Source organism: Pseudomonas sp. 28 E 9 (assembly GCF_900004785.1).
Classification (GTDB): Bacteria; Pseudomonadota; Gammaproteobacteria; order Pseudomonadales; family Pseudomonadaceae; genus Aquipseudomonas; species Aquipseudomonas orientalis_A.
This window is the reverse complement of the sequence record NZ_CVTK01000040.1, coordinates 370,114-389,294: the sequence shown is the minus strand read 5'-3', so window position 1 is coordinate 389,294 and position 19,181 is coordinate 370,114. Positions and strand designations below refer to the sequence as shown.

At 58.5% G+C, this 19,181-nt stretch carries 17 protein-coding genes, 1 tRNA gene and 1 pseudogene; 5 read left to right on the top strand and 14 right to left on the bottom strand.

Annotated features, from left to right (window positions below):
• Positions 1-2 precede the first annotated feature (2 nt).
• The 4 genes from BFQ00_RS09310 to BFQ00_RS09295 form a co-directional block, all read right to left on the bottom strand.
• Positions 3-491 carry a DUF6644 family protein gene (locus tag BFQ00_RS09310; RefSeq protein ID WP_065933289.1) on the bottom strand — a complete coding sequence of 163 codons (489 nt, stop codon included), beginning with the start codon at positions 489-491 and terminating at the stop codon, positions 3-5.
• 21 nt (positions 492-512) lie between these two features.
• Positions 513-2,003, bottom strand: coding sequence for an alpha/beta hydrolase domain-containing protein (locus BFQ00_RS09305; RefSeq protein ID WP_083227335.1), 1,491 nt, complete (start codon positions 2,001-2,003; stop codon positions 513-515).
• A 34-nt stretch (positions 2,004-2,037) separates the two neighbouring features.
• Positions 2,038-2,820, bottom strand: coding sequence for a hypothetical protein (locus BFQ00_RS09300; protein WP_065933288.1), 783 nt, complete (start codon positions 2,818-2,820; stop codon positions 2,038-2,040).
• A 64-nt stretch (positions 2,821-2,884) separates the two neighbouring features.
• Positions 2,885-3,277: a DUF6152 family protein gene (locus BFQ00_RS09295; RefSeq protein WP_065885647.1), complete on the bottom strand. Its 393-nt coding sequence runs from the start codon at positions 3,275-3,277 to the stop codon at positions 2,885-2,887.
• A gap of 242 nt (positions 3,278-3,519) precedes the next feature.
• Here BFQ00_RS09295 and BFQ00_RS09290 point away from each other — a divergent pair, with 242 nt between their 5' ends.
• Positions 3,520-4,857 carry a hypothetical protein gene (locus BFQ00_RS09290; protein ID WP_065885648.1) on the top strand — a complete coding sequence of 446 codons (1,338 nt, stop codon included), beginning with the start codon at positions 3,520-3,522 and terminating at the stop codon, positions 4,855-4,857.
• Between the two features lie 4 nt (positions 4,858-4,861).
• Here BFQ00_RS09290 and BFQ00_RS09285 read toward each other — a convergent pair whose 3' ends face one another.
• From BFQ00_RS09285 to BFQ00_RS09275, 3 genes are read right to left on the bottom strand one after another with little or no spacing between them, the layout of a single operon-like run.
• The gene (locus tag BFQ00_RS09285) at positions 4,862-6,325 is read right to left on the bottom strand and encodes an efflux transporter outer membrane subunit (RefSeq protein ID WP_065933287.1); all 1,464 of its coding nucleotides are present in this window, start codon (positions 6,323-6,325) and stop codon (positions 4,862-4,864) included.
• A gap of 2 nt (positions 6,326-6,327) precedes the next feature.
• Entirely contained in the window at positions 6,328-9,468 is a 3,141-nt protein-coding gene (locus tag BFQ00_RS09280) for a multidrug efflux RND transporter permease subunit (RefSeq protein WP_065933286.1), read from the bottom strand.
• A gap of 15 nt (positions 9,469-9,483) precedes the next feature.
• Positions 9,484-10,530: an efflux RND transporter periplasmic adaptor subunit gene (locus BFQ00_RS09275; protein WP_242527099.1), complete on the bottom strand. Its 1,047-nt coding sequence runs from the start codon at positions 10,528-10,530 to the stop codon at positions 9,484-9,486.
• Positions 10,531-10,990: 460 nt separating this feature from the next.
• On the opposite strand from BFQ00_RS09275, the gene BFQ00_RS09270 reads away from it, so the two are divergent.
• Positions 10,991-11,941 (top strand): S24 family peptidase, encoded by a 951-nt coding sequence (locus BFQ00_RS09270; protein WP_083227334.1) that lies wholly within the window; start codon positions 10,991-10,993, stop codon positions 11,939-11,941.
• Positions 11,942-12,018: 77 nt separating this feature from the next.
• Here the strand turns inward: BFQ00_RS09270 and BFQ00_RS09265 are convergent, their stop codons facing one another.
• The 4 genes from BFQ00_RS09265 to BFQ00_RS09250 form a co-directional block, all read right to left on the bottom strand.
• Complete coding sequence (locus BFQ00_RS09265; protein ID WP_065933284.1) at positions 12,019-12,969, bottom strand: HlyD family secretion protein; 951 nt, start codon at positions 12,967-12,969, stop codon at positions 12,019-12,021.
• Entirely contained in the window at positions 12,966-13,643 is a 678-nt protein-coding gene (locus tag BFQ00_RS09260) for an ABC transporter ATP-binding protein (RefSeq protein WP_242527098.1), read from the bottom strand. The genes BFQ00_RS09265 and BFQ00_RS09260 overlap by 4 nt, the downstream gene beginning before the upstream one ends.
• Positions 13,644-13,723: 80 nt before the next feature.
• The gene (locus tag BFQ00_RS09255; RefSeq protein WP_065933282.1) at positions 13,724-14,854 is read right to left on the bottom strand and encodes an ABC transporter permease; all 1,131 of its coding nucleotides are present in this window, start codon (positions 14,852-14,854) and stop codon (positions 13,724-13,726) included.
• Positions 14,854-16,314: an efflux transporter outer membrane subunit gene (locus tag BFQ00_RS09250; protein ID WP_065933281.1), complete on the bottom strand. Its 1,461-nt coding sequence runs from the start codon at positions 16,312-16,314 to the stop codon at positions 14,854-14,856. The genes BFQ00_RS09255 and BFQ00_RS09250 overlap by 1 nt, the downstream gene beginning before the upstream one ends.
• A 277-nt stretch (positions 16,315-16,591) precedes the next feature.
• Between BFQ00_RS09250 and BFQ00_RS09245 the strand changes: the two genes are divergently transcribed.
• Positions 16,592-17,185 carry a GNAT family N-acetyltransferase gene (locus BFQ00_RS09245; RefSeq protein ID WP_065933280.1) on the top strand — a complete coding sequence of 198 codons (594 nt, stop codon included), beginning with the start codon at positions 16,592-16,594 and terminating at the stop codon, positions 17,183-17,185.
• 75 nt (positions 17,186-17,260) lie between these two features.
• Here BFQ00_RS09245 and BFQ00_RS30415 read toward each other — a convergent pair whose 3' ends face one another.
• Together BFQ00_RS30415 and BFQ00_RS30410 are read right to left on the bottom strand one after the other, a co-directional pair.
• A complete protein-coding gene (locus BFQ00_RS30415; protein WP_065885692.1) occupies positions 17,261-17,437 on the bottom strand; it encodes a DUF3606 domain-containing protein in 177 nt (58 codons plus the stop codon).
• A gap of 123 nt (positions 17,438-17,560) precedes the next feature.
• Positions 17,561-17,776, bottom strand: a pseudogene (locus BFQ00_RS30410) (integrase); the annotation flags it as partial.
• A gap of 80 nt (positions 17,777-17,856) precedes the next feature.
• Between BFQ00_RS30410 and BFQ00_RS29050 the strand changes: the two are divergent.
• Positions 17,857-18,057, top strand: a complete 201-nt coding sequence (locus tag BFQ00_RS29050; RefSeq protein ID WP_130138267.1) for a hypothetical protein — start codon at positions 17,857-17,859, stop codon at positions 18,055-18,057.
• A gap of 78 nt (positions 18,058-18,135) precedes the next feature.
• On the top strand, positions 18,136-18,879 hold the full coding sequence (locus BFQ00_RS30405; RefSeq protein ID WP_371914188.1) for a hypothetical protein: 744 nt from the start codon (positions 18,136-18,138) through the stop codon (positions 18,877-18,879).
• 158 nt (positions 18,880-19,037) lie between these two features.
• Here BFQ00_RS30405 and BFQ00_RS09230 read toward each other — a convergent pair.
• Positions 19,038-19,124 (bottom strand) — tRNA-Leu (locus tag BFQ00_RS09230).
• Between the last annotated feature and the right edge of the window lie 57 nt (positions 19,125-19,181).

Below are 19,181 nucleotides of genomic sequence, written 5' to 3'. Positions count from 1 at the left end.
GCTTAGATCGTGTAGGCGATCCAGCGACCGCAGATGATCACGACGCACCACAGACCGATCGACAGCCACGCAAACGCCTTGACGGAACGCGACGTGTCGTCGCTGCCTGCAGTGTCGGCAGGGCGCAGCAGCGGACGCCGAAGCAGCCAGGTCAGGCCGAACGCCGTCACCACCAGGACCATCTTCAGCCAGAACGTGGAGTTGACGAGCACCCGGTCGGGCTCGGCGATGATCATCACCAGCCCGGTACACAGCAGGACGATCAGCGCATTGCGCATCCACGGGTAGTAACGCCGTACGATGCCGCGCAAGGGCTCATCGCCGGCGAACACGCCCGCCAGGCGTAGATCGGAAATCAGCGCCGAGCCGAAAAGCACGGTGATGGCGATGATATGAATGCTCTGCACGGTGGGGATCACCCACAGGATGTCGCGGATCGCAGTGCTCAACGGTGACGCGTAGATCCAGGCAATGATGAGTGAAGATGACATCGGCTTTTCTTCCGCAGTGGGTTAGAAATCTTGAGGGGTTGCGATCGGATGCAGGCCCGCCGCATCCTCCGGCAGCAAGTACCCTTCCTTGATCGAAACGGCTTTGGCGTCTTCGAATTTCTGTGCGTAGCGGCTGAAGTTTCCATAGCGCTTGCCCAGCACTTCTTTGGAATACGGCACCTTGGTGTCGTAGATCAGCCCGCAGCCGGTCTCTTGATCGGTGAGGTAGCTGGCGCTGGGCACCTGGACCCACGGCGGGCGCACCCCGCCTTGCAGGTTGCCGGTAGCGGGCGCACGGGCGACCGCCTTGCCGTCACGTATCACCCGAGGCGCTTTGGGCATCGGTTTACCGTCACGCACCCATTGGTCCATGCCATCGAGCAGTGCCGAGACCACCAATTCAACCGGTTCGTCATACAGCGTCCGGCAGCGTGGGTCGTCGCCCTTGCCGACGTCGGCAGCGAGCTGTTCGGTGTGCTCGGTGCCAAGGTCGGCCAGGCGCAGATGGGGCATGCCGGTGACTTCGTAGTAGCGCAATTGCGGAGAGTCGGTGTCCGGCGGCGTGGGGATGCCTTCGATCACGTCGTGCAGCAGTTCGGACTGGCTGAAGACCGTCACGAACGGCACGCCTTCGGGCATCTGGCGGGGCACCCGGATCACGTCGCCGCCCACTTCTCCGTAGGCCATGCGGCCGGTCATGTAGGCGTCGATCAGCGGTGTGTCGTCGGGCATGCGCCATTGCTGGTGACGGCCCTGGTCGAGATAGTCCATCCAGACTTGCGCGGTGACGGCCCAGCTATTCACATAGACGCGCTGCACGTCGAGGCCTTCCAGCGGGCTCTGTGCACCGTTGGTTTTGAGCAGCAACGCCAGTTGCGCGCCGATGCCCTGGGACTGCGGCACAAACGGATCGGGCGCGGCGCCACGCGTGAAGTGTGCCGGGTCGTAGTAGGTGCCCAGCGGCGCGTAGCGGGCATAGTCGAAGCGGCGCATGAACTCGAAGTTCACGATGCGTCCGTACTGGGCGATCTGCTCGGCTTCGGCCGCCGGGGTATCGGAGATGAACTTGGGGTCCACCGGCGGCTTGTTCACATTCAGCGTGTACCCGACATACGCGTAGCCGCGCCGCAGCAGGTAGTCGCGTGTCAGGATCCAGCCCGCGGCACGTTCGCCGAACCAACTGAACGGCTCGATCACCACCGTGCCATTGAAGCGTGCCGGGTCCGCTGGTTTGCGCACCAGAATGCGCGTGGTGTAAGGCGCTTCCAGCACGGTTTTGCCGGCGGCGGTGATGGCCGGGGCAACGCCTTGCAGGTAGAACTCTTGCTCGATGTAGCCGTAGTGATCGAGGTCACTGTATTCGGTGCCCGGGCGTGTCGCCGACGACAGCGGCGCCTTGTCGGACGGTGGTACCGCGATCGCCATGGGCATGCGCGGGACCTCGGCGAAGGCGTTCGCTGCGATGAACAGCGACAGCACCACGCAGAGGCTCAGGGGTGTCAGGCGTTCCATTCGTAAAGCTCCAGCAGGAGAGGGTGGGGTGGTTTCACTCAAGGCTCAGGGATGCCTTGCCCTCGCTGTCGATCACGATCTGGTTGTTCTCGCACACGTACTCCTGGATGGCGTAGTTGGAGCGCTTGTACTCAAACGTGAAGCGATATGGGGTATTGAGTACCTGCGGGTCTTCGATCAGGACCTGGTTTTCCAGGTGATCGGGGCCGCGCAACCGGATGCGTTCAGTGATCTTCATCGCCGGCCCGTGGGGCACGTCGTAGAAAAGTACATCGGTGCGCACGCGCTGGGTCTCGACCACCAGCGTGTCGCCTTCCCAGTGGCCACGTGAATGACCTTGATACAGCGGGTCGAGCTTTTCTATTGGTGGCATGGCCTGGTTCAACAGAATCCGCCGCACTTGCTGCAGGTACTCGCCGAGGACGATCACTTGCTTGTCGTCGTGAATGATCTGGATCGGGAAGAGGGCTGCCATCATGGTCGGCATGCCTTCAGGCAGGCACTTGGAACTGGTTGTGGCAATCGGCGTTCCGGCTTCGTTGGCCACCGCCTGTTTTTTCTTGAGCTCAACGTACTCGGCGGCGTAGGGCGCCTTGAGGTCCATTGGGCCACCGGGGTGTACCGGGTCGTCCGGGTTCTCGCCGAACCAGTCATCCGGGGTTCTTTCCCAGGTACCGCTGATGTCTGGCCGCTTGGCTACGCTGTGCTTGTCGGTTTGGGGTTTCGACGCTGTCGCGGCGCTGCTCATCCCGGTGAAGGTGACGAGCACCACCCCGAGGAAAATCATCGCTGTGCGGGAAGTGAGTGCTGATTTCATTGAAATGTCTCCACGTTGCTGGTTTGCCCAGTTCTGTTATTGCTGCATTCGGGAGAGGTCGCGTTCAGCCGCCACCCGAGAGCACCACGTCACCGATCTTGATCTCCACCAGCAGCCCGCCGGGTTCACCGTTCTTCAACGGTTTGAAGGAGACTTCGGCGTTATCGCCAGCCTTGATCGAGTCGGCTGTCCAGCCCGTGCGCTTGAGCGCGTTGACACTGCCCGTCTCGATCTTGAAGCGCTGGGCCGGCGGGCCGGGAGCATCGACGTAGATCGTGATGTGCGGGTTGGTCCAGGCGAAGCGCTCGACCACGCCCTTGATCGTGAGCGTCTGGGTCTGGTCGAACAGCGCGAAAGAGTGGTGAGCACTGGCAGCAGGCGGTAAGGCACTGCAGGCGATGAGGGTCAGAAGACAGAGCCCCTGACGGAAAAACGGGAAGCGTGACGAAGGGGTCATGACGGGTGCCTCGATTTTTTATGGTTCTTATGGGCCCAGCATAGGGCGCTCGCGTCCACGGGACATAGCCCAAAACGGCAACCATTGAGGGCTTTGCGGGCGTGCCTGCACCGTTCTAGACCTCGCACGACGAGGGGAGGACGACTAATCCCTCGCAGGGTGCTGATTTGGGTTACCGTGTGCCTGCGCCAAGCCGTAACACTCCTACCTCGCCTCACAACAATAAAAACAGGAGAGACGTCATGCGCATGCGCCCTTACGCGCCAATGCTGTCGCTGGTTGCACTCTGTGCAGTCGGCTGGCAGGCACAGGCCTACACGCTTTACAACGAAGAGGGCGGTGGAACCGTCTTGAATGCCGACCTGGGTGCTGCATTTGGCTGGTTCGGCGGCACCCATAACTACCTGGGCGATCCAGACAAACAACCCGGCGGCATGCACTGGCAAGAGGGCTACGTCAAATACGGACTCAATGGTTCCACGGACAAGCTCTTCGCCGGCTCGGTCTATGGTGGCTTCAGCCTGCTGAGCAGTGGGTCATGGGGTGACGGAGACATGGGGGCGACCACGGCGGGCGACGAGCGACGCACCGCTGTGGAAGACGCGTTCCTGGGCTGGCGATCGGGCGACTTGCTACCCGCCCTCGGCAAGGATGGCGTGGATTTCTCTTTCGGACGTCAGATTGTCACGGTGGACGGCTTTCTGATCACCGACGATGGATTCGACGCAGGTAACGCGTTCAGCCCCATCGAGGGCGTGCGTGATGGCCGGTTCGATCGGGGTGGCGCCTTTTACCTGGGCCAACGCCTGGCATTTGGCAACACAGCGGTACTCAAGCTGGGCGGCAAGGAAGGGTTGCACGGCAGCGTAATATGGTTGAAGTCCGATAACCCCGGGCAGTCCAAGACCGAACTGGCAGTGGGGACCATCGATTACACCACACCCATTGGTTCTATCGGTTCGACCTACGTGCACGGCCTGGATGTGGAAGAGAAATACGCCTTCGCAGATCGGGCTGAGCGCAAGGGCATGAACGTCTACAGCATCCGTGGACAGGGCAATGCCGGGATCGAGAACGCCGATTTTGCGTTCGAAGTGGCCCGTCAGGAAAAGCGTTCGGGCTCGCAGCGGGCGATGTTCTTCGACGCGGGTTACACCTTCGTCGACAAGCCATGGCAACCGACCGTCAGCTATCGTTATTCGCGCTATTCCGAAGGCTGGGACTTCCTGTTCCAGGGCGGTTATCGCAAGCGCCTGCAGGGAGAAATCGGGCTTAATTATGCGGGCTCCGTGACCTCGAATATGGAGATCCACGACGTGCTCCTCTCGGTCAAGCCGACCGAGAAGTTGACCCTTAATGCGATGGCGTTCAACTATCACCAGCTTTCCCGTCGCCATGAGTTGGACTTCGCTGCGCAGGAGGTCGATTTTTTTGTCGATTGGGCGGTCACGGAGAACATCACGCTGTCGCCGCTGATTGGCTTCTACAAACCGGAGAAGTGGCTGGGCAACGGTGGCCGGCAGAGCGGCGACGCCTCAACCAACACCTACATGCAGTTCATTGTGTGGGCGACGTTCTGAGTCGTCATTGAGGGCTGGTGCAGTCCGGGCAGGCGTTGACGTTTTGCGTCAACGCCTCCTTGCGGTCCTGCAAACCACCTCCCAGAGACTTGTACAGCGCGACCGTGTTGACGATATCGTCACGTCGCAACTCCAACAACGCCTGGCGTGCGGCGTAGAGCAGACGCTGTGCGTCCAGCAGCTCCAGCCTGCCATCCAGCCCCGCCTGATAGCGCAGGTTTGACAGCCCAAGGCGGCGTTCCGCGGTCTTTACGGCACGTAGTTGCGCTTCGATCTGTCTATCGAATGTCGCCGTACCGGCCAAGGCGTCCGCGACCTCCCGAAAAGCCGTCTGGATGGTGCGCTCATAGAGGGCAATGGCTTCGGATTTACGGACCTTGGCCAGGTCCAGTTCGGCGCGTAGCTGCCCGGCCTGGAACAGCGGTTGGGTCACTTGAGGCACGAATCTCCAGACCTGCCGCGAGGGATCGAACAAGTCCCCGATTGATGAGCTGGCATAACCAAAAGAGGCGGTCAGTGAAATTCGCGGAAAGAACGCCGCACGCGCGGCGCCGATGTTGGCGTTGCTGGCGATAAGGTGTTGTTCGGCCTGGCGCACATCGGGACGCGTCAAGAGCACGTCAGCCCGCAGTTCGGCGGGCAGTCGTGCGATGACGGGTTGCCGTTCCAGCGGCAGTGCCGAAGGCAGATCGTTGGGCAGCTCGCTGCCGACAATCAATTGCAGGGCGTTGCCGGCCTTGGCAAGCGTACGCTGACGTGCCTGCAGGTCGGCTTCGGCCAGTGCTACCTGGTTTTCGGCCTGGGCGACGTCCAACTCACTGCTCTGCATCGACGTCTTCATCAGGCGAGCCAGTTCCAGGGACACTCGCCAATCCGCGAGTGTGCGCTCGGCCAATTGGCACTGCTCACGGGCCAGTTGCTGCGCGAAATACGTCTCGGCAACGGCACTCACCAGGATGATCTGAGCAGCTTCACGGCCATTTTCACTGGCGAAGTAGCGTGCCAGCGCGGCATCGGAAAGTGCCCGTACACGTCCGAACAGATCCAGCTCGAACGCATTGATGCCCACGTTCACACCCACCTGCTGAGTGACTTGGCGATTTTCGCTGCCCTGGCCGCTCACGCCTGCGGCCCGCTCGCGAGTGGCGCTTGCATCGGCGGACACGGAAGGAAAACGTCCGGCGATCTGAATCTGTGACATGGCCCGGGCGGCTTCGACATTCAGCGTAGCCAGACGCAGATCACGGTTGTTCTGCAGCGCCAGGTCAATCAACCGCTGCAAACGCAGATCGCCGAACATCGTTCGCCAGCCCAGGGCTGCAGCCGTCAACGAAGCGCCTGAGTTCATCGCGGCCCCTTCCTGCAGTGGAAAGTGCGAAGGAACGGGCAGCGCCGGACTGTCCAGCTTGGGCGTCAGCACACAGGCGGACAGGCAGCCAGCCAGGGACAAGCAAATCAACAAACGCATGTTTAATTTTCCGGGGTCATGGTTGAGGTGCTCTTGGAGCGGCGTGCACGCCATGCCTGCAAGCGTTCCTGGCTGCCGATTACGAAGACGAAGAACGCGGGCACAAAGAACACCGCCAGCAAGGTGCCACTGAGCATTCCGCCGAATACGCCAGTGCCGATCGCATGCTGGGTTTCCGCGCTGGCGCCCGAAGCGAGCATCAGGGGGACAACGCCGAGAGTGAAGGCCATGGACGTCATCAGAATCGGGCGCAGGCGTAGCCGAGAGGCGGTGACTGCCGCGTCGATCAATGTTCGGCCTTCAGCATGCAACTGGCGCGCGAACTCTACGATCAAGATGGCATTTTTTGCCGACAAACCGATGATGGTGATCATCCCGACCTTGAAAAATACATCGTTGGGCAAGCCTCGCAGCATCACTGCGGCGACTGCCCCGAGCAGGCCCAATGGCACCACCAGCACCACTGAAAGAGGAATCGACCAGCTTTCGTACAATGCCGCGAGCACCAGGAAAACCACCAGCGCTGACAACAACATCAACAACGGCGCCTGCGCTGCCGACTGTTTTTCCTGTAGCGATTGGCCTGTCCACGCCACAGCGAAGCCCTGGGGCAACTGCGCGACCAGGCGCTCCATTTGCGCCATTGCCGCTCCGCTTGAGACACCTTCGGCAGCGCCACCGGTAATGCGCACCGCCGGGAAACCCTGGAAGCGCATCATTTGCTGGGGGGACTCGGTCCACACCGGCGTCACCACTTCGCGCAACGGCACCATGCCATTTGTCGAGTTGCGTACACGCAGGCTCAGTACGTCTTCCAATTGCATACGCGCAGCGGCATCGGCTTGCAAAATGACGGATTGCAGGCGTCCTGCGTTGGGAAAGTCGTTGACGTAGAGTGAGCCCATGGCCGAAGACAACGTGCTGTTCACGGCGGCGAACGACAGGCCCATTGATTCGGCCTTCTGCCGATCGATCTCCAGCCGGACGCTCTCGCCAGGTGGCAGGCCATCGGCGTAAACGCCGCTGACGAGCTTGTCCTGCACGGCCAGTTTCAGCAGTTGCGCCTGGGCCGCCAGGAGCGCGTGCTCTCCACGATTTGCCCGGTCCTGTAGAAAAAAGGTGTAGCCGGACGACGTCCCCAGGTCATCTATCGGAGGCGGCATCAGGCTCATCGTGGTGCCTTCGACACTGTCGGTCATCGCGCTTTGGGCCAGTGCGGCCTCATTGCTCGCTGTCGCACCATTGCGTTGATTCCAGTCCTTGAGCATGGTGAACGCCATGGCCGTGTTGGGGCCGGAACCTGCGAAGCTGAAGCCCTGTACCACCAGGTTGGCGGCGAGCGCCGGACGTGACGCCACATGGGCTTCGAACACCTTGACCACATCCAATGTGCGCTCGCTGGTCGCGCCGGTTGGCAACTGGATCGATGTCATGAAATAACCCTGATCTTCCTCAGGCAGAAACGAGGAGGGCAACTGCGCCATGGCAACGGTCAATACGGCGCATATCGCCGCAAAAATCAGCATCATCCTGCCGCTGCGCCCGACCATTTGGCCTACGCGCTCGCTGTAGCGGCCAGTGAGTCGCTCGAAGGCTCGGTTGAACGCACCGAAAAAGCCGCGCTTGTCGTAATGACCAGGCGTGACCGGGCGCAGCAGCGTTGCGCAAAGCGCGGGCGTCAGGGTCAACGCCAGCAGCGCCGAGAACAGGATCGATACCACCATGGACAGGGTGAATTGCTGGTAGATGACGCCGACGGACCCGGTGCCGAATGCCATGGGTATGAACACCGCCGTGAGCACCAGGGTGATCCCGATCACCGCACCGCTGATTTCCTTCATGGCCTGGGACGTCGCCGCTCTTGGCGATAACCCCTGGGTAGCCATCAGGCGTTCCACGTTTTCCACCACGACGATGGCATCATCGACAATGATGCCAATGGCCAGCACCATGCCAAACATGGTCAATGCGTTGATCGAGAACCCCGCCAGCAACATCACGGCGAAGGTGCCGAGCAGGGCGATGGGTGCAACGATGGCGGGGATCAACGTGTAACGTACTTTTTGCAGGAACAGGTACATCACCAGAAACACCAGGACCATGGCTTCGAGCAAGGTATACACGACCTTCTCGATAGAGACCTTGACGAAGGGTGCTGTGTCGAAGGGGATGGAGTACGACATGCCTGTCGGCATGCTGGGTGCGAGCTCTGCCAATCTGTCGCGCACCGCCTGGGCGGTGCGCACGGCGTTTGCGCCTGGCGCGAGCTGAATGGCGGCGCTGGTCGCGACCTTGCCGTTTTCTCGATTGGAGAATGCGTAGGATTGCGCACCCAGCTCGACACGCGCTACGTCGCCAATCAGCACTTTTGAACCGTCCACATTGGCGCGCAGTACGATAGCCGCAAACTGCTCGGGGGTTGATAGCTGCCCTTGCACGGTCAACGGGATCGTCAGGCGCTGGCCGGGCAGTGTGGGTTCGTCACCCAATCGACCCGGGGCGATCTGCGCATTCTGCTGCTCGACTGCCTGGGCCACATCACTCATGGTCAAGCCGAACGCCGTCAGCTTGGCCGGCTCCACCCAGATACGCATGGCCTGCTCAGCGCCGAATAACTGCACGCGACCCACGCCTTTGATCCGTCTCAGCTCCTGCACCACGTTGCGCGCCAGGTAATCGTTGAGGGCGAGTTCACCGAAGCGCAAGTCGGGCGATGTCATGCCGATCATCATCAGGAAACCCGACGCCGCCGACTCGACCTGCATGCCGTTCTGACGCACCACCTGCGGCAGGCGTGTTTCCACCGCCTTGACGCGATTTTGTACATCGATCTGGGCCATTTCGGGGTTGGTGCCAGGCACAAAAGTGGCGCTGATCTGCGCGGTGCCCGATGCGTCGACAGCGGATTCGAAGTACAGCAGATTCTTCACGCCTGATAGCTCACGTTCAATCAGGCTGACGACCGAGTCGTTAAGCGTTTGCGGCGAAGCCCCCGGATAACTGGCCGTCAGGCTGACTGACGGAGGCGCTACCGAGGGGTAACGCGCGATCGGCAGTTGCGGAATGGCAATAAGGCCGAACAATACAATGAACAACGCGATCACCCAGGCGAACACCGGGCGATTGATGAAAAACTGAGACATGAGGGGGTTCTCTGCCTAACGCGCAGTGGCGTTGAGTGGGAGCGCAGCGGCATTCGCCTGCCAGGAGGCGGCGCTGACTGGCGCGTTTTCGGTCAGGCGCTCCAGACCCTCGATGACCACGAGCTGTCCAGCGCTGAGCCCGGACACCACGCGGTAGCGGCGATCGACCAGTTCCCCCAGTTCGATTGCGACAGCATGTGCCTGCTCCTTGGCATCTATCACCCACACGCGTGCCTGGCCGCCGCTACGCAGTACGGCTTGCTGCGGTACGCTCAGCGCCTGCGGATAATCGGCCAGTGGCACCCGCGCTTGTACAAACAGGCCTGGCAGCAGCTGGCGATGGGGGTTGTCGACCAGTATGCGGAGCAACACGTCTCCGGTACCCGCATCTACGTTGATCCCGGAGAACAGGATGCTGCCGTTGAGGCCGGTGGGGTTGCCGGAACTGTCGAGAATCTCTACGGGCAAGCCAGGCGCGCGTTGACCGTCCTGGGCGCTGAGTGATTCACGCAGCGAGCGCAGTGTCGATGCGGTTTGACGAACATCGACATACACTTGGTCAATCTGCTGGATTCTCGCCATCGGTGCGCTGTCAGTTGATGATACAAGCGCGCCTTCGCTCACCAGGGTCTGGTCAATGCGTCCGGCAATCGGCGCGTCGACTGTCGCGAACCTCAGGTCCAGCCGGCGTCGAGCCAGGGTTGCCTTGGACTGGGCGACATCCGCCTCGGCCTGATCGCGCAGTGATATGGCATCGTCGTAGACTTGGCGGCTGACTGCCTCGGCGTGCATCAAAGGCGAAAGCCGTTCGGCCTGGATACGTGCGCGTTTCAATGCGGCCTGCGCTTTGAGCACCAGCGCTGCAGCGCTATCGACTTCGGCTTTGAAGGGGGCCGGGTTAATCTGAAACAAGGCCGTGCCGGCAGTCACTTCAACGCCCTGATCAAATAGACGCTTGTGCACGATGCCGCTGATCTGCGCGCGAATGTCGGCAGTGCGAACTGCCGAAACACGGCCAGGCAGTACCTCGCTGACTTTTATGGAAGCGGGTTCAAGGGCCATTACGGAAACCTGTGGGATAGGCACGTCGTCGGCGACTTGCCCCTCGGGGTGACACCCGGTTAAGGCGAACATAAAAAGCCCGATCCAAAAGGGACGCGGTCGCCCGGATCTGAAAGACATACCTGAATAACCTCATTGAAAATGTTGCCAGGCTCAAGGCCGTGGCGATCAAATGGAATGTTCAACTAAAAGGGTTGGGATTCATTCGACGTTATGTGTAGATAATGTGGATTTGGAAACTAAACGTGACGTGCGGCAATGATGTTCGGAGTAGCCGAAAACATTGGCGTTGTTCAATCTCCATCAAAACTCCATCGTTTCTCCACACGGTCTTGGCATTGTTCATGGAGCATGCGTTATATATAAAGAGCCCCTGGAAACCCGGCGCTGAATCGATCTGGCTGTTCGCAATAACGGTTGAGTCAGGGTGCGCAGAGGCAAGTTGGCACAGGTCGATATAATGAAATTTGATGGTTTTAATCAGCGGCTTAGACAGGCGATTGGCGGTGAAACAATCTATTCATTCGCGAAGAAAAGTGGTGTTTCCGAACCCTTGTTGCGCAAATACTTGAGTGGTGAATCTGTCCCGAGTCTGGAAAAAGCCTGGAAAATGGCCGTCACGGCCAATGTCTCGCTTGATTGGTTGGCGGGGAAGGGAGCCCCGCACGTTATCGGGCAATCAAGCAGTACAGTATCCCTGAATCACAACTCACAACGTTTGAGCGTTCCTCCTGGCGACGGCGCTGTCAAAGAATTTGGCGGGTTCAGCGCACGCTTGAAAAAAGCGCTGGGCGATGAAACACCCCACGCATTTTCAAATAAATGCGCAATCGCTAACAGTTCGCTATACAGTTATCTAAAAGGACGGGTTGTACCTAATATTGAAAAGGCCTGGAGAATGGCTGTCGTCGCCAACGTATCACTTGATTGGTTGGCGGGTGGGGGCTGTAAGGAGAGTCAGCCCGATCAAAATGGAGCAGGCAGTGGGAATAATGACGCCTACGTCTATATTCCACTTTACGAGCCCGTTTTGCATGGCCGTAAGGGGCCAGGGAGTCTCAGCGCAAACGTTCTCACCCACCTGGTGTTCCCCGCTGACTCATTGCACAAACAGAAACTGTGCCCGCAGCAGCTTCTAGCGATTCCAGTAATGGGTGATTCGATGGCTGGAATATTGAATGCGGGCGATATCGTAATGATTGACCTGGAACGCAACCAGCTCGATGCCGATGCCCTCTATGTGATTCGTTTGAACGACCAGTTGTATGCCAAGCGGCTGCAGCGACTTTCGGACGGTTCGGCATGCATCATTAATGAAAACAAGGCATACCGCGATGTGCTCGTAACAAAGGCACAGGTCAATGATATTGACATCATGGGCCGTGTGATATGGACCTCCAGCTGGATGTAGGCGCTCAATATTGGGAAGCCTGCGTAGCGGCGTTGGCGCACAAGCGACACGCCGCAGTAAAGTCAGAAGCGAGTGTGTTATTCCGCATCAGCGGGAAAAGGGCTATGAAACCGTTTGCGCTGGCTGCGATCAACGCCAAAATGTACCAACATCCTTTGTCCTATACGTACGGAAGCGGGCACCGCCTGATCGAGCACCAATATGCATTCGACGGTACGCAGATTACCGCGTGTCTGCGGATCGTCCTCAAGCGTGCTAGTACCAAACACAGGGCTGACACGCAGTACATGGGCAGATATGGCCGGTAGTCCGCTGCCGGTATCATCGGTAACTTGTGCCTTCATACCCGGGACAACGATGCCGATAAATGACTCGTTCAACTCGGCCCGTATGATGCGCTCTGTAGTGGGCAATAATATGAATGCGGGTCCTGATGACGCGGAGAGGGACGCGCCCAGTTGAACAAAACTACGAACAATCTGCGCATCCGCGGGTGAAACAATATTGCGCTGTTCCAGTTCATAGCGCGCACTGGCCAGTTTTCTCCTGGTGACGGCTGCGTCCGCGTCATTATCTTCAATTCGATCGTGCAACTGCTGCGCAGCCTCACGCGCATCGTCAGCACTCTGTTGATCGCCGGCCCCGACGCTTGCAGCGGTCGTCAACCGTTTGGCCTTTAGATCAGCGGCCTTGAAGTGCCTGGCCAATTGCTTGGCGCGAACCTCGAGTTGTTGTTGCTCGGCCTGCGCCGCACTGACGGCCAGTTGCGCAAGTTCGCTGTCCAGGGAGGCTAGCAATTGGCCTTTACGTACCTGATCGCCCTCGCTTACCCCGATTTTTTTCACGACGCCCTCTCGCTGCGTGCCAAGCTTCAAGACCCCGCCTTCAACATCGAGACGGCCGCGCGCGATGGCCAGGTAGGGAGGGGCGGCAGGCACTGCCCCTGAAGAGGCGTCTTCCATACCGCAACCGGTAAGACCCAGGGCGAGAACCAGTGCCAGCAATGGCCGAAACGAACCCGGATTCATAACACATGTTCCTTTTTACTGGCGATGTTGATTGCGTGGGAGAAAGAGGCGTGGTCAGCCAGGATTCGACCGTCTTCAATGGTCAAGACACGGTCGCTATGATTTATCAGTCGTGGGTCATGGCTTACGCACAACACCGTTGTGCCTCGATTGCGCGCAATCTTGTGCAGTATGTCGATAATGATCTGGCCGTTGGCCGCATCCAATGCGCTGGTGGGTTCGTCGGCGAACAGCAGTTCAGGTTCCTTTGCCACGGCTCGCGCAATGGCGACGCGCTGCTTTTCACCGCCGGACAACTCGGAAGGACGCAGGTGCATGCGCGGCCCCAGGCCAACGTCTTCCAGGGCTTGGGTAGCACGTCTGGTGACGTCCTTGGCCGAGAGACCGAGGTAGCTCAGGGGCAGCTCGACCTGTTGCAGCGCATTCAAGGCAGGAAACAGATTGAAACCCTGGAAAATAAATCCCGTGTGTTGCAGGCGAAATTTTTCCAGCTCATGGGTATCGAGTTTCCCAAGGTCATGCCCCAGCGCGGTAACACGGCCTTGTTCCGGCCGTTGCAAGCCGCTGAGAATTGCCAGTAACGTACTCTTGCCACAGCCGGACGGTCCTGAGATCAACGTCAGCTCGCCTGGCCTTATCGCCAGATTGACATCATGCAGCACAGGCGTAGTCACGCCACCCGCTATAAAGGATTTGCGAATATTGCTTGCCTGAAGTGTGGCTGGAATTGCTGATCTTAACGGTTTCATAAGGCCTATCTCAGAAGACTCGCCGGATCGGCTTGACGTAAGGTTCGAATGGCTGCCAGTCCGGATACCAGCGCCAGAATCATGCTTAGCAGCAGGCAAGCGCCCACCGCAGCGGGTGAAATTTCCACGGGAACGTTGAAATGCCAGGCGATGGCGAACAATCCGCAAGCCAGGATGCTGCTGCCCAACAGGCCGATCGCCCCGACCCAGAACGCTTGCTCCATCACTACTTTGCGCAGCGCGTTCACGCCGACGCCAAGGGCGTTCAAGGTCGCGTATTCACGAATGGAACCGGCCACGGCGGCCACCAGGGTTTGGCTGGTAATCACCGCACCGACCAAAAATACGATGGCGGCCATGAACAACACCCCAGCCCCGGCCCCGGTATCGAAAATCCAATACATCTGTGAGCGATGAGCAAATTGCTCTGCAGTCCAGACCGCGTAGCTGCCGAACGCCGTCGCCCCTTCGAGACGACCGGCAACCGCATCCGCCTGGGCCGGATCGCGCACTTTGGCCACCAGGTAGGTGGTGCGGTCACTGGCGATGGCGGTATCGAGTAGTCGGGCGGTGGACAACGACGTCAGCACATTCACACCCCCCAACGCCCGCAAGCCGCCGGTGATGCCCACGACGTGTACGCGACGGCCGTTAATGGTGGCCACGTCCCCCAGATTGACGCCCAGGGTGACCAGGTCGGCGCGGTCGACGATGACGGCTCCCGGCTCGTTCAAAAGTGCGCGTAGCGGCGTAGCCAGTAGTTGCTGAAACATCAATCCACGTGGCCCAGCCTCAATACCGGAGACAAATACCGAGACACCGCCGGTATCGCGTGCGCCTCGCCAATCGGCATCCAGCCATTGAAATTGCTCAACCCTGGTGATGTCGGGATCCATGCGCAGACGCATCTCCACGCCGGCGTCTATTGTTCGGCCCAGGTTGACGCTTTGAGTGCCTGGGAATCCCACCCAGAGATCAGCGGCGGAGCGGGTGATATAAACACTGGCACTACTGAAGATTCCCGTCACCAGACCCACTTGGAGCAATTGCAGCAATCCGGCAAAACCCACCGCAATAATCGCGGGAAGGAACCGGCGCCATTCGTAGAGGAGCGTTTGACGCGCAAGGGCAACCATCAGTCAATGTCCTTCAGGGTATCTGCCGGCAATGGCGCACCGCCTAGTGCTTTGTACAACGTGATGTAGGCCAAACCTCGCTCGGCGTTGGCGCGAGCGACCTGTTGCTGGGCGTTCAGCTTCTCAATCCGGGCATCGTCGATGTCCAGTTCACTCAGCAAACCCAATCGGGCACGTTGCTCCAGCGCGTCAAGGTAAGCTTGAGATTCGGTCAACGCGTGCAGGGACGACTGTTCATACACACGCAACTGTTCGAGGTCTCCCAGCGCGGTTTCGGTTTCAGCGACGCCCTGTAATACGGATTGTTGATAGGCCAGGACTGCGGCCTGCAATTGATGGTCCTTGGCCTGTGCATTGGCCAATCGCTGACCCCAGTCGAACAACGGGATACTTATCCCGGGTCCGGCCGAGAAGATGCTGTCGCCACTGCGCGTTCGTTTGCGGTTGCTGGCAATATTGACTGACCACTGCAATGACGCACCCAAACTGATACGCGGATAGATATCGGCCCGACTCATACCCAGTTCGCCCGCGGCAATGAGTACCTGAGCTTCGGCAATACTGATCTCAGGCCGCGTTCGCAACAGGTCAGCCGGTAAGCTGGTCAGTTGCCAAGGCCCCAGTTTGGGTGGGGGGCCGGGCTGCAGCCACAGCGGATCCGGCTCGCTTTGCCCGACCAGTAGCGCTAACTGTTGCGCGCTTCGGTTTATGGTTTGTCGTGGTGCACTCAGCGCCATTGTGGAACGCGCCAGTTCGGCCCGAGCCTTTGCAATTTCGGTAGAGGCGGTGAGAGTCAGGTGCTCGCGAACAAGCAATAATTCCAGCTTTTTACGTTGCACTTGCTCAATGGCGCTCAAGGTAGCTTCAAGCTGCTGCGCCGCGCGCAGTTCAATCCAACGACTGCTCACTTCTGCGACCAATGACACGCGTACCGTGCGTAAGTCGCCCGTCATCAGCGCTTCATGGCCATGGGCAAGACGATCGGCACTCTGTTTTGCCCCAAACAACGGGAGTTCCCATTGTGCGTCGAGCCCCAGGAGCAAGTAAGAGGTGCTGGTGTCGGGGCTGACGGCATCGGTGGTCTTTATTCCCAGTGCGGGCAAGTAGGGCGACTGCGCGCGTCGACTGAGTATTCGTGTTGCCCGTAATCGCTCTGTTGCCTCGGCAACATCCAGGTTTTTCTGTAAGGCGCGAATCACCAATGCGTCCAGCTCGGGATCACCGAACGCATGCCACCACTGCTTGAACTCCGGGTGTGCAGGCGCGGTATAGGCGCGTGAATTACGCCATGCGTCAGGTGCCGCCGGGTTCAGCGGAGGCAGCGGCGCCACGGAGCAACCGGCAAGCACCAATAGCACTATTAGCGAAAGAGCCAACCTAGTCCTACTTGTTCTAAGTCTGATAAAAGGCTTGATGTTCTTCACCTGGTAGTAAATGGCTGTTCGAGGCTTTAGGGGCATGTGGTTAATTGCAAGAACCGCATCGTAGGCTGCGGTTCTGTATGGTTATTTTATTTTTTCAATAAGGATGGATCTTGTGAGCGCAGAGGTAGGGTTTTGCCCGCATGCTGATAGTTGGGTTTTAAACATCATATTTGGAAATGGCGGATACCCCGCAGCGGATGCAATGGTACTCACCCAATGTGTGCTTTTGCCCAAGGGTTGATGGAGAGTTTGTGGAGAAAGCGCTTTTGATTAGCGAGACGGTGTAGTGATATGGGTATTACGGGAAACCGGCATGCAGCCGCGTCAGAAAAAAGTGAGCCATAAATTGCCTGAAGAATTTCCAGAATTCTCGCTCAGGAGAATCAAACTGAGAAAAGTCCGCCCTGGGGATGTTGCCTCTGTTTACGCGGGACTGTCGGATCCCCGTGTGGTCGCTCAGTACGGTGTTTCCTATACAAGCCTGGCTGCTACCGATGAGCAGATGAGGTGGTTTGAGCACATAGTCGTGCAGAAGACAGGAATGTGGTGGGCTATCGCCCTGAAGACCGATGACGCAATGATCGGAGCATGCGGGCTGAATGATTGGTGCCACAGGCACCGCAAGGCTGAAATCGGCTATTGGTTGATGCCAGAGCACTGGCGACAAGGCCTTTTGACTGAAGCTCTGCCGTCAGTTGTGCGGTACGGCTTGCGCAATATGGGACTCCATCGTATCCACGCAGACGTAGAGCCCGATAACGAGCCCAGCTGCGCGCTTTTGAAAAAACTTGGGTTTCGCCTTGAAGGAACGCTTCGTGACGTTGAGCTGAAGGATGGCAAGTTTTTAAGCCTCCACCAGTTCAGCTTGCTTGCATCAGACGCGGGTGCAGGGCGGTTCCTCTTTTAATTGGCGAGACGGTTATGGTGGGTGAAATTGGGTTTGCCTAAAAAGCCCCGCAAAAAGGGCGGGGCGTTACCATTTTCATTTACCGAGTTTTTTACGCACGTCGGCGACCATTGGGCCAACAGCCTTCACTGCATCCTTGAGCTGTTGCTCAGTCACGCCAAACTCTTTCGTCCAATGCTTCAGCTCCCAGGCTTCGGAGGTGTTTACTCGAGCACGGTCTTGCGGGCCACGGTTGTTCAGATCGTCAGACATATTCAGCTCCCTGCGGGTTGACCTGGAAACGTCCAGGAGTCTTTCGATAGAGCGTTGGTAGAGGTGGGTAGTTCGGTCGGAATACAGCGGTGGGGATTTCGTTCGGCAGAACGCCGCAGCGGTCCCATCTTTCCTGGCCATGATTCGATCAATCACAACCTTCAGCTCAGCCGTTATCTCAATTCTCCTTTTTGCATGCGTCTTGCCTTGCTTTACGGACACCCCGTTGTCGCGGATGTCTCGCTCATCCATTTTCACGGTGTCAGCGATGCGCCGCCCGGTCAGGTGGAACAAATCGAGCGCATCCCGTAGCGGCTGTTCAGCGTGCTTATACACCAGGCATAAGGGATCCGCGCAGGCTGGCGTGATTCGTTTAAGTGGGTGATATGCTTTGCTGCTTTTCAAACAAGGAGGTGGTGATGGCCGGTAAAAAGCTTGAAGCGTTCCGCGAGTGGTTCACGCCGCGTAAGCGGTTATGGGCAGGTGTGTCTTTCCTTGTGGTCGGTGCATTCGGGCCGTTTTTCTATCCAAGTACAAATGGTTATTGGGCTTGCTTGATTGGTCCTGGGGCCATACTTCTCGGCAGCACATGGAATCCCAATCCTCACGATAAGCGCTGAACTCCTCGCCGGCTGGCGCTGTTCAGTGACATAGGGTATTACGGGTGACCGGCATGGAGCCAGCCCACGGGGGCGAAAATGAAGCTTGGTTTTGAAGAGTTTAGCGGCGTCAAATGTTGGCTGTCTGCCTCCAAGAAAGGCGATAACCCATGGCGCGGCGAGGCAAACGTGCGAATAAAGGTAGGAGCCGAATATGGACAAAAAACCATCTCTGCGCCTGAAGCCTTTCGAACCGGAGAGGAAGCCATGGACGGCGCGAGACAGATGTTGCAGGCGCTTTGCTTGAGTGGCGCCCTTCGCAATATGCTGCCAAACGCCTACGAAGTGATTGAAGGGGAAAACGGCTCCAAACCCGCAAATGCCGGGTGGTCTCCCGGCAAACCAGGGACGAAAACGATGAGATTGATGTTTGTGATGCTGCTAATGGTTAGCGGCTATGCCTTTGCCGGTTGCGACAGCATTGGCGATTCGGACCAGCGTGCTTACTGCAAAGCCAAGGAAGGCCGTGGTAATTGCGGTTCGATCAACGATAGGGACTTGCGCTATGCCTGCAATGCGCAAACCAATGGAGGCAGTTGCAATAGCATTGACGACCGCGACCAGCGCTATCTATGTAATGCAAGAACCAACCGTGGCAGTTGCGGTTCGATCGACGATAGGGACCTGCGCTATGCCTGCAATGCGGAAACCAACGGAGGCAGCTGCAATAGTATTGACGACCGCGATCAGCGCTATCTGTGTAACGCAAGAACCAACAACGGTAGTTGCGGTTCGATCAACGATCGGGACCTACGTGCACAGTGTGATGCTTTGAAACACTGATTGAAGATGAAGAGAGCGGTTTTTCTTCGTGAAAAAGATGGGTTGGGAGACAGGTCGGCAGGACGCCGAAAGAAGGTAATTGCGCAGCGAATTCTAAAATTACGGAACAAAAACGATAAGGGCCTGCCCAGGTTTCCCCGGCAAGCCCTTGATATCTATGGTGCCCGAACCCGGAATCGAACCGGGACGCCCTTACGAGCGGGGGATTTTAAGTCCCATGCGTCTACCAGTTTCGCCATTCGGGCGGTAGCGCGGTGCAGCAGGGTTGCGAATATATAGATCCAAACGCTCCGGCGCAACCT

What these genes read in the sequence shown, in the direction of transcription:
- BFQ00_RS09295 (WP_065885647.1), bottom strand. Translation starts at nt 3,277, where the DNA reads ATGACCCCTTCGTCACGCTTCCCGTTTTTCCGTCAGGGGCTCTGTCTT.
- BFQ00_RS09285 (WP_065933287.1), bottom strand. Translation starts at nt 6,325, where the DNA reads ATGCGTTTGTTGATTTGCTTGTCCCTGGCTGGCTGCCTGTCCGCCTGT.
- BFQ00_RS09255 (WP_065933282.1), bottom strand. Translation starts at nt 14,854, where the DNA reads ATGGTTGCCCTTGCGCGTCAAACGCTCCTCTACGAATGGCGCCGGTTC.
- BFQ00_RS09275 (WP_242527099.1), bottom strand. Translation starts at nt 10,530, where the DNA reads ATGGCCCTTGAACCCGCTTCCATAAAAGTCAGCGAGGTACTGCCTGGC.
- BFQ00_RS09280 (WP_065933286.1), bottom strand. Translation starts at nt 9,468, where the DNA reads ATGTCTCAGTTTTTCATCAATCGCCCGGTGTTCGCCTGGGTGATCGCG.
- BFQ00_RS09305 (WP_083227335.1), bottom strand. Translation starts at nt 2,003, where the DNA reads ATGGAACGCCTGACACCCCTGAGCCTCTGCGTGGTGCTGTCGCTGTTC.
- BFQ00_RS30415 (WP_065885692.1), bottom strand. Translation starts at nt 17,437, where the DNA reads ATGTCTGACGATCTGAACAACCGTGGCCCGCAAGACCGTGCTCGAGTA.
- BFQ00_RS09290 (WP_065885648.1), top strand. Translation starts at nt 3,520, where the DNA reads ATGCGCATGCGCCCTTACGCGCCAATGCTGTCGCTGGTTGCACTCTGT.
- BFQ00_RS09250 (WP_065933281.1), bottom strand. Translation starts at nt 16,314, where the DNA reads ATGCCCCTAAAGCCTCGAACAGCCATTTACTACCAGGTGAAGAACATC.
- BFQ00_RS09265 (WP_065933284.1), bottom strand. Translation starts at nt 12,969, where the DNA reads ATGAATCCGGGTTCGTTTCGGCCATTGCTGGCACTGGTTCTCGCCCTG.
- BFQ00_RS09270 (WP_083227334.1), top strand. Translation starts at nt 10,991, where the DNA reads ATGAAATTTGATGGTTTTAATCAGCGGCTTAGACAGGCGATTGGCGGT.
- BFQ00_RS29050 (WP_130138267.1), top strand. Translation starts at nt 17,857, where the DNA reads ATGGCCGGTAAAAAGCTTGAAGCGTTCCGCGAGTGGTTCACGCCGCGT.
- BFQ00_RS30405 (WP_371914188.1), top strand. Translation starts at nt 18,136, where the DNA reads ATGAAGCTTGGTTTTGAAGAGTTTAGCGGCGTCAAATGTTGGCTGTCT.
- BFQ00_RS09310 (WP_065933289.1), bottom strand. Translation starts at nt 491, where the DNA reads ATGTCATCTTCACTCATCATTGCCTGGATCTACGCGTCACCGTTGAGC.
- BFQ00_RS09245 (WP_065933280.1), top strand. Translation starts at nt 16,592, where the DNA reads ATGCAGCCGCGTCAGAAAAAAGTGAGCCATAAATTGCCTGAAGAATTT.
- BFQ00_RS09300 (WP_065933288.1), bottom strand. Translation starts at nt 2,820, where the DNA reads ATGAAATCAGCACTCACTTCCCGCACAGCGATGATTTTCCTCGGGGTG.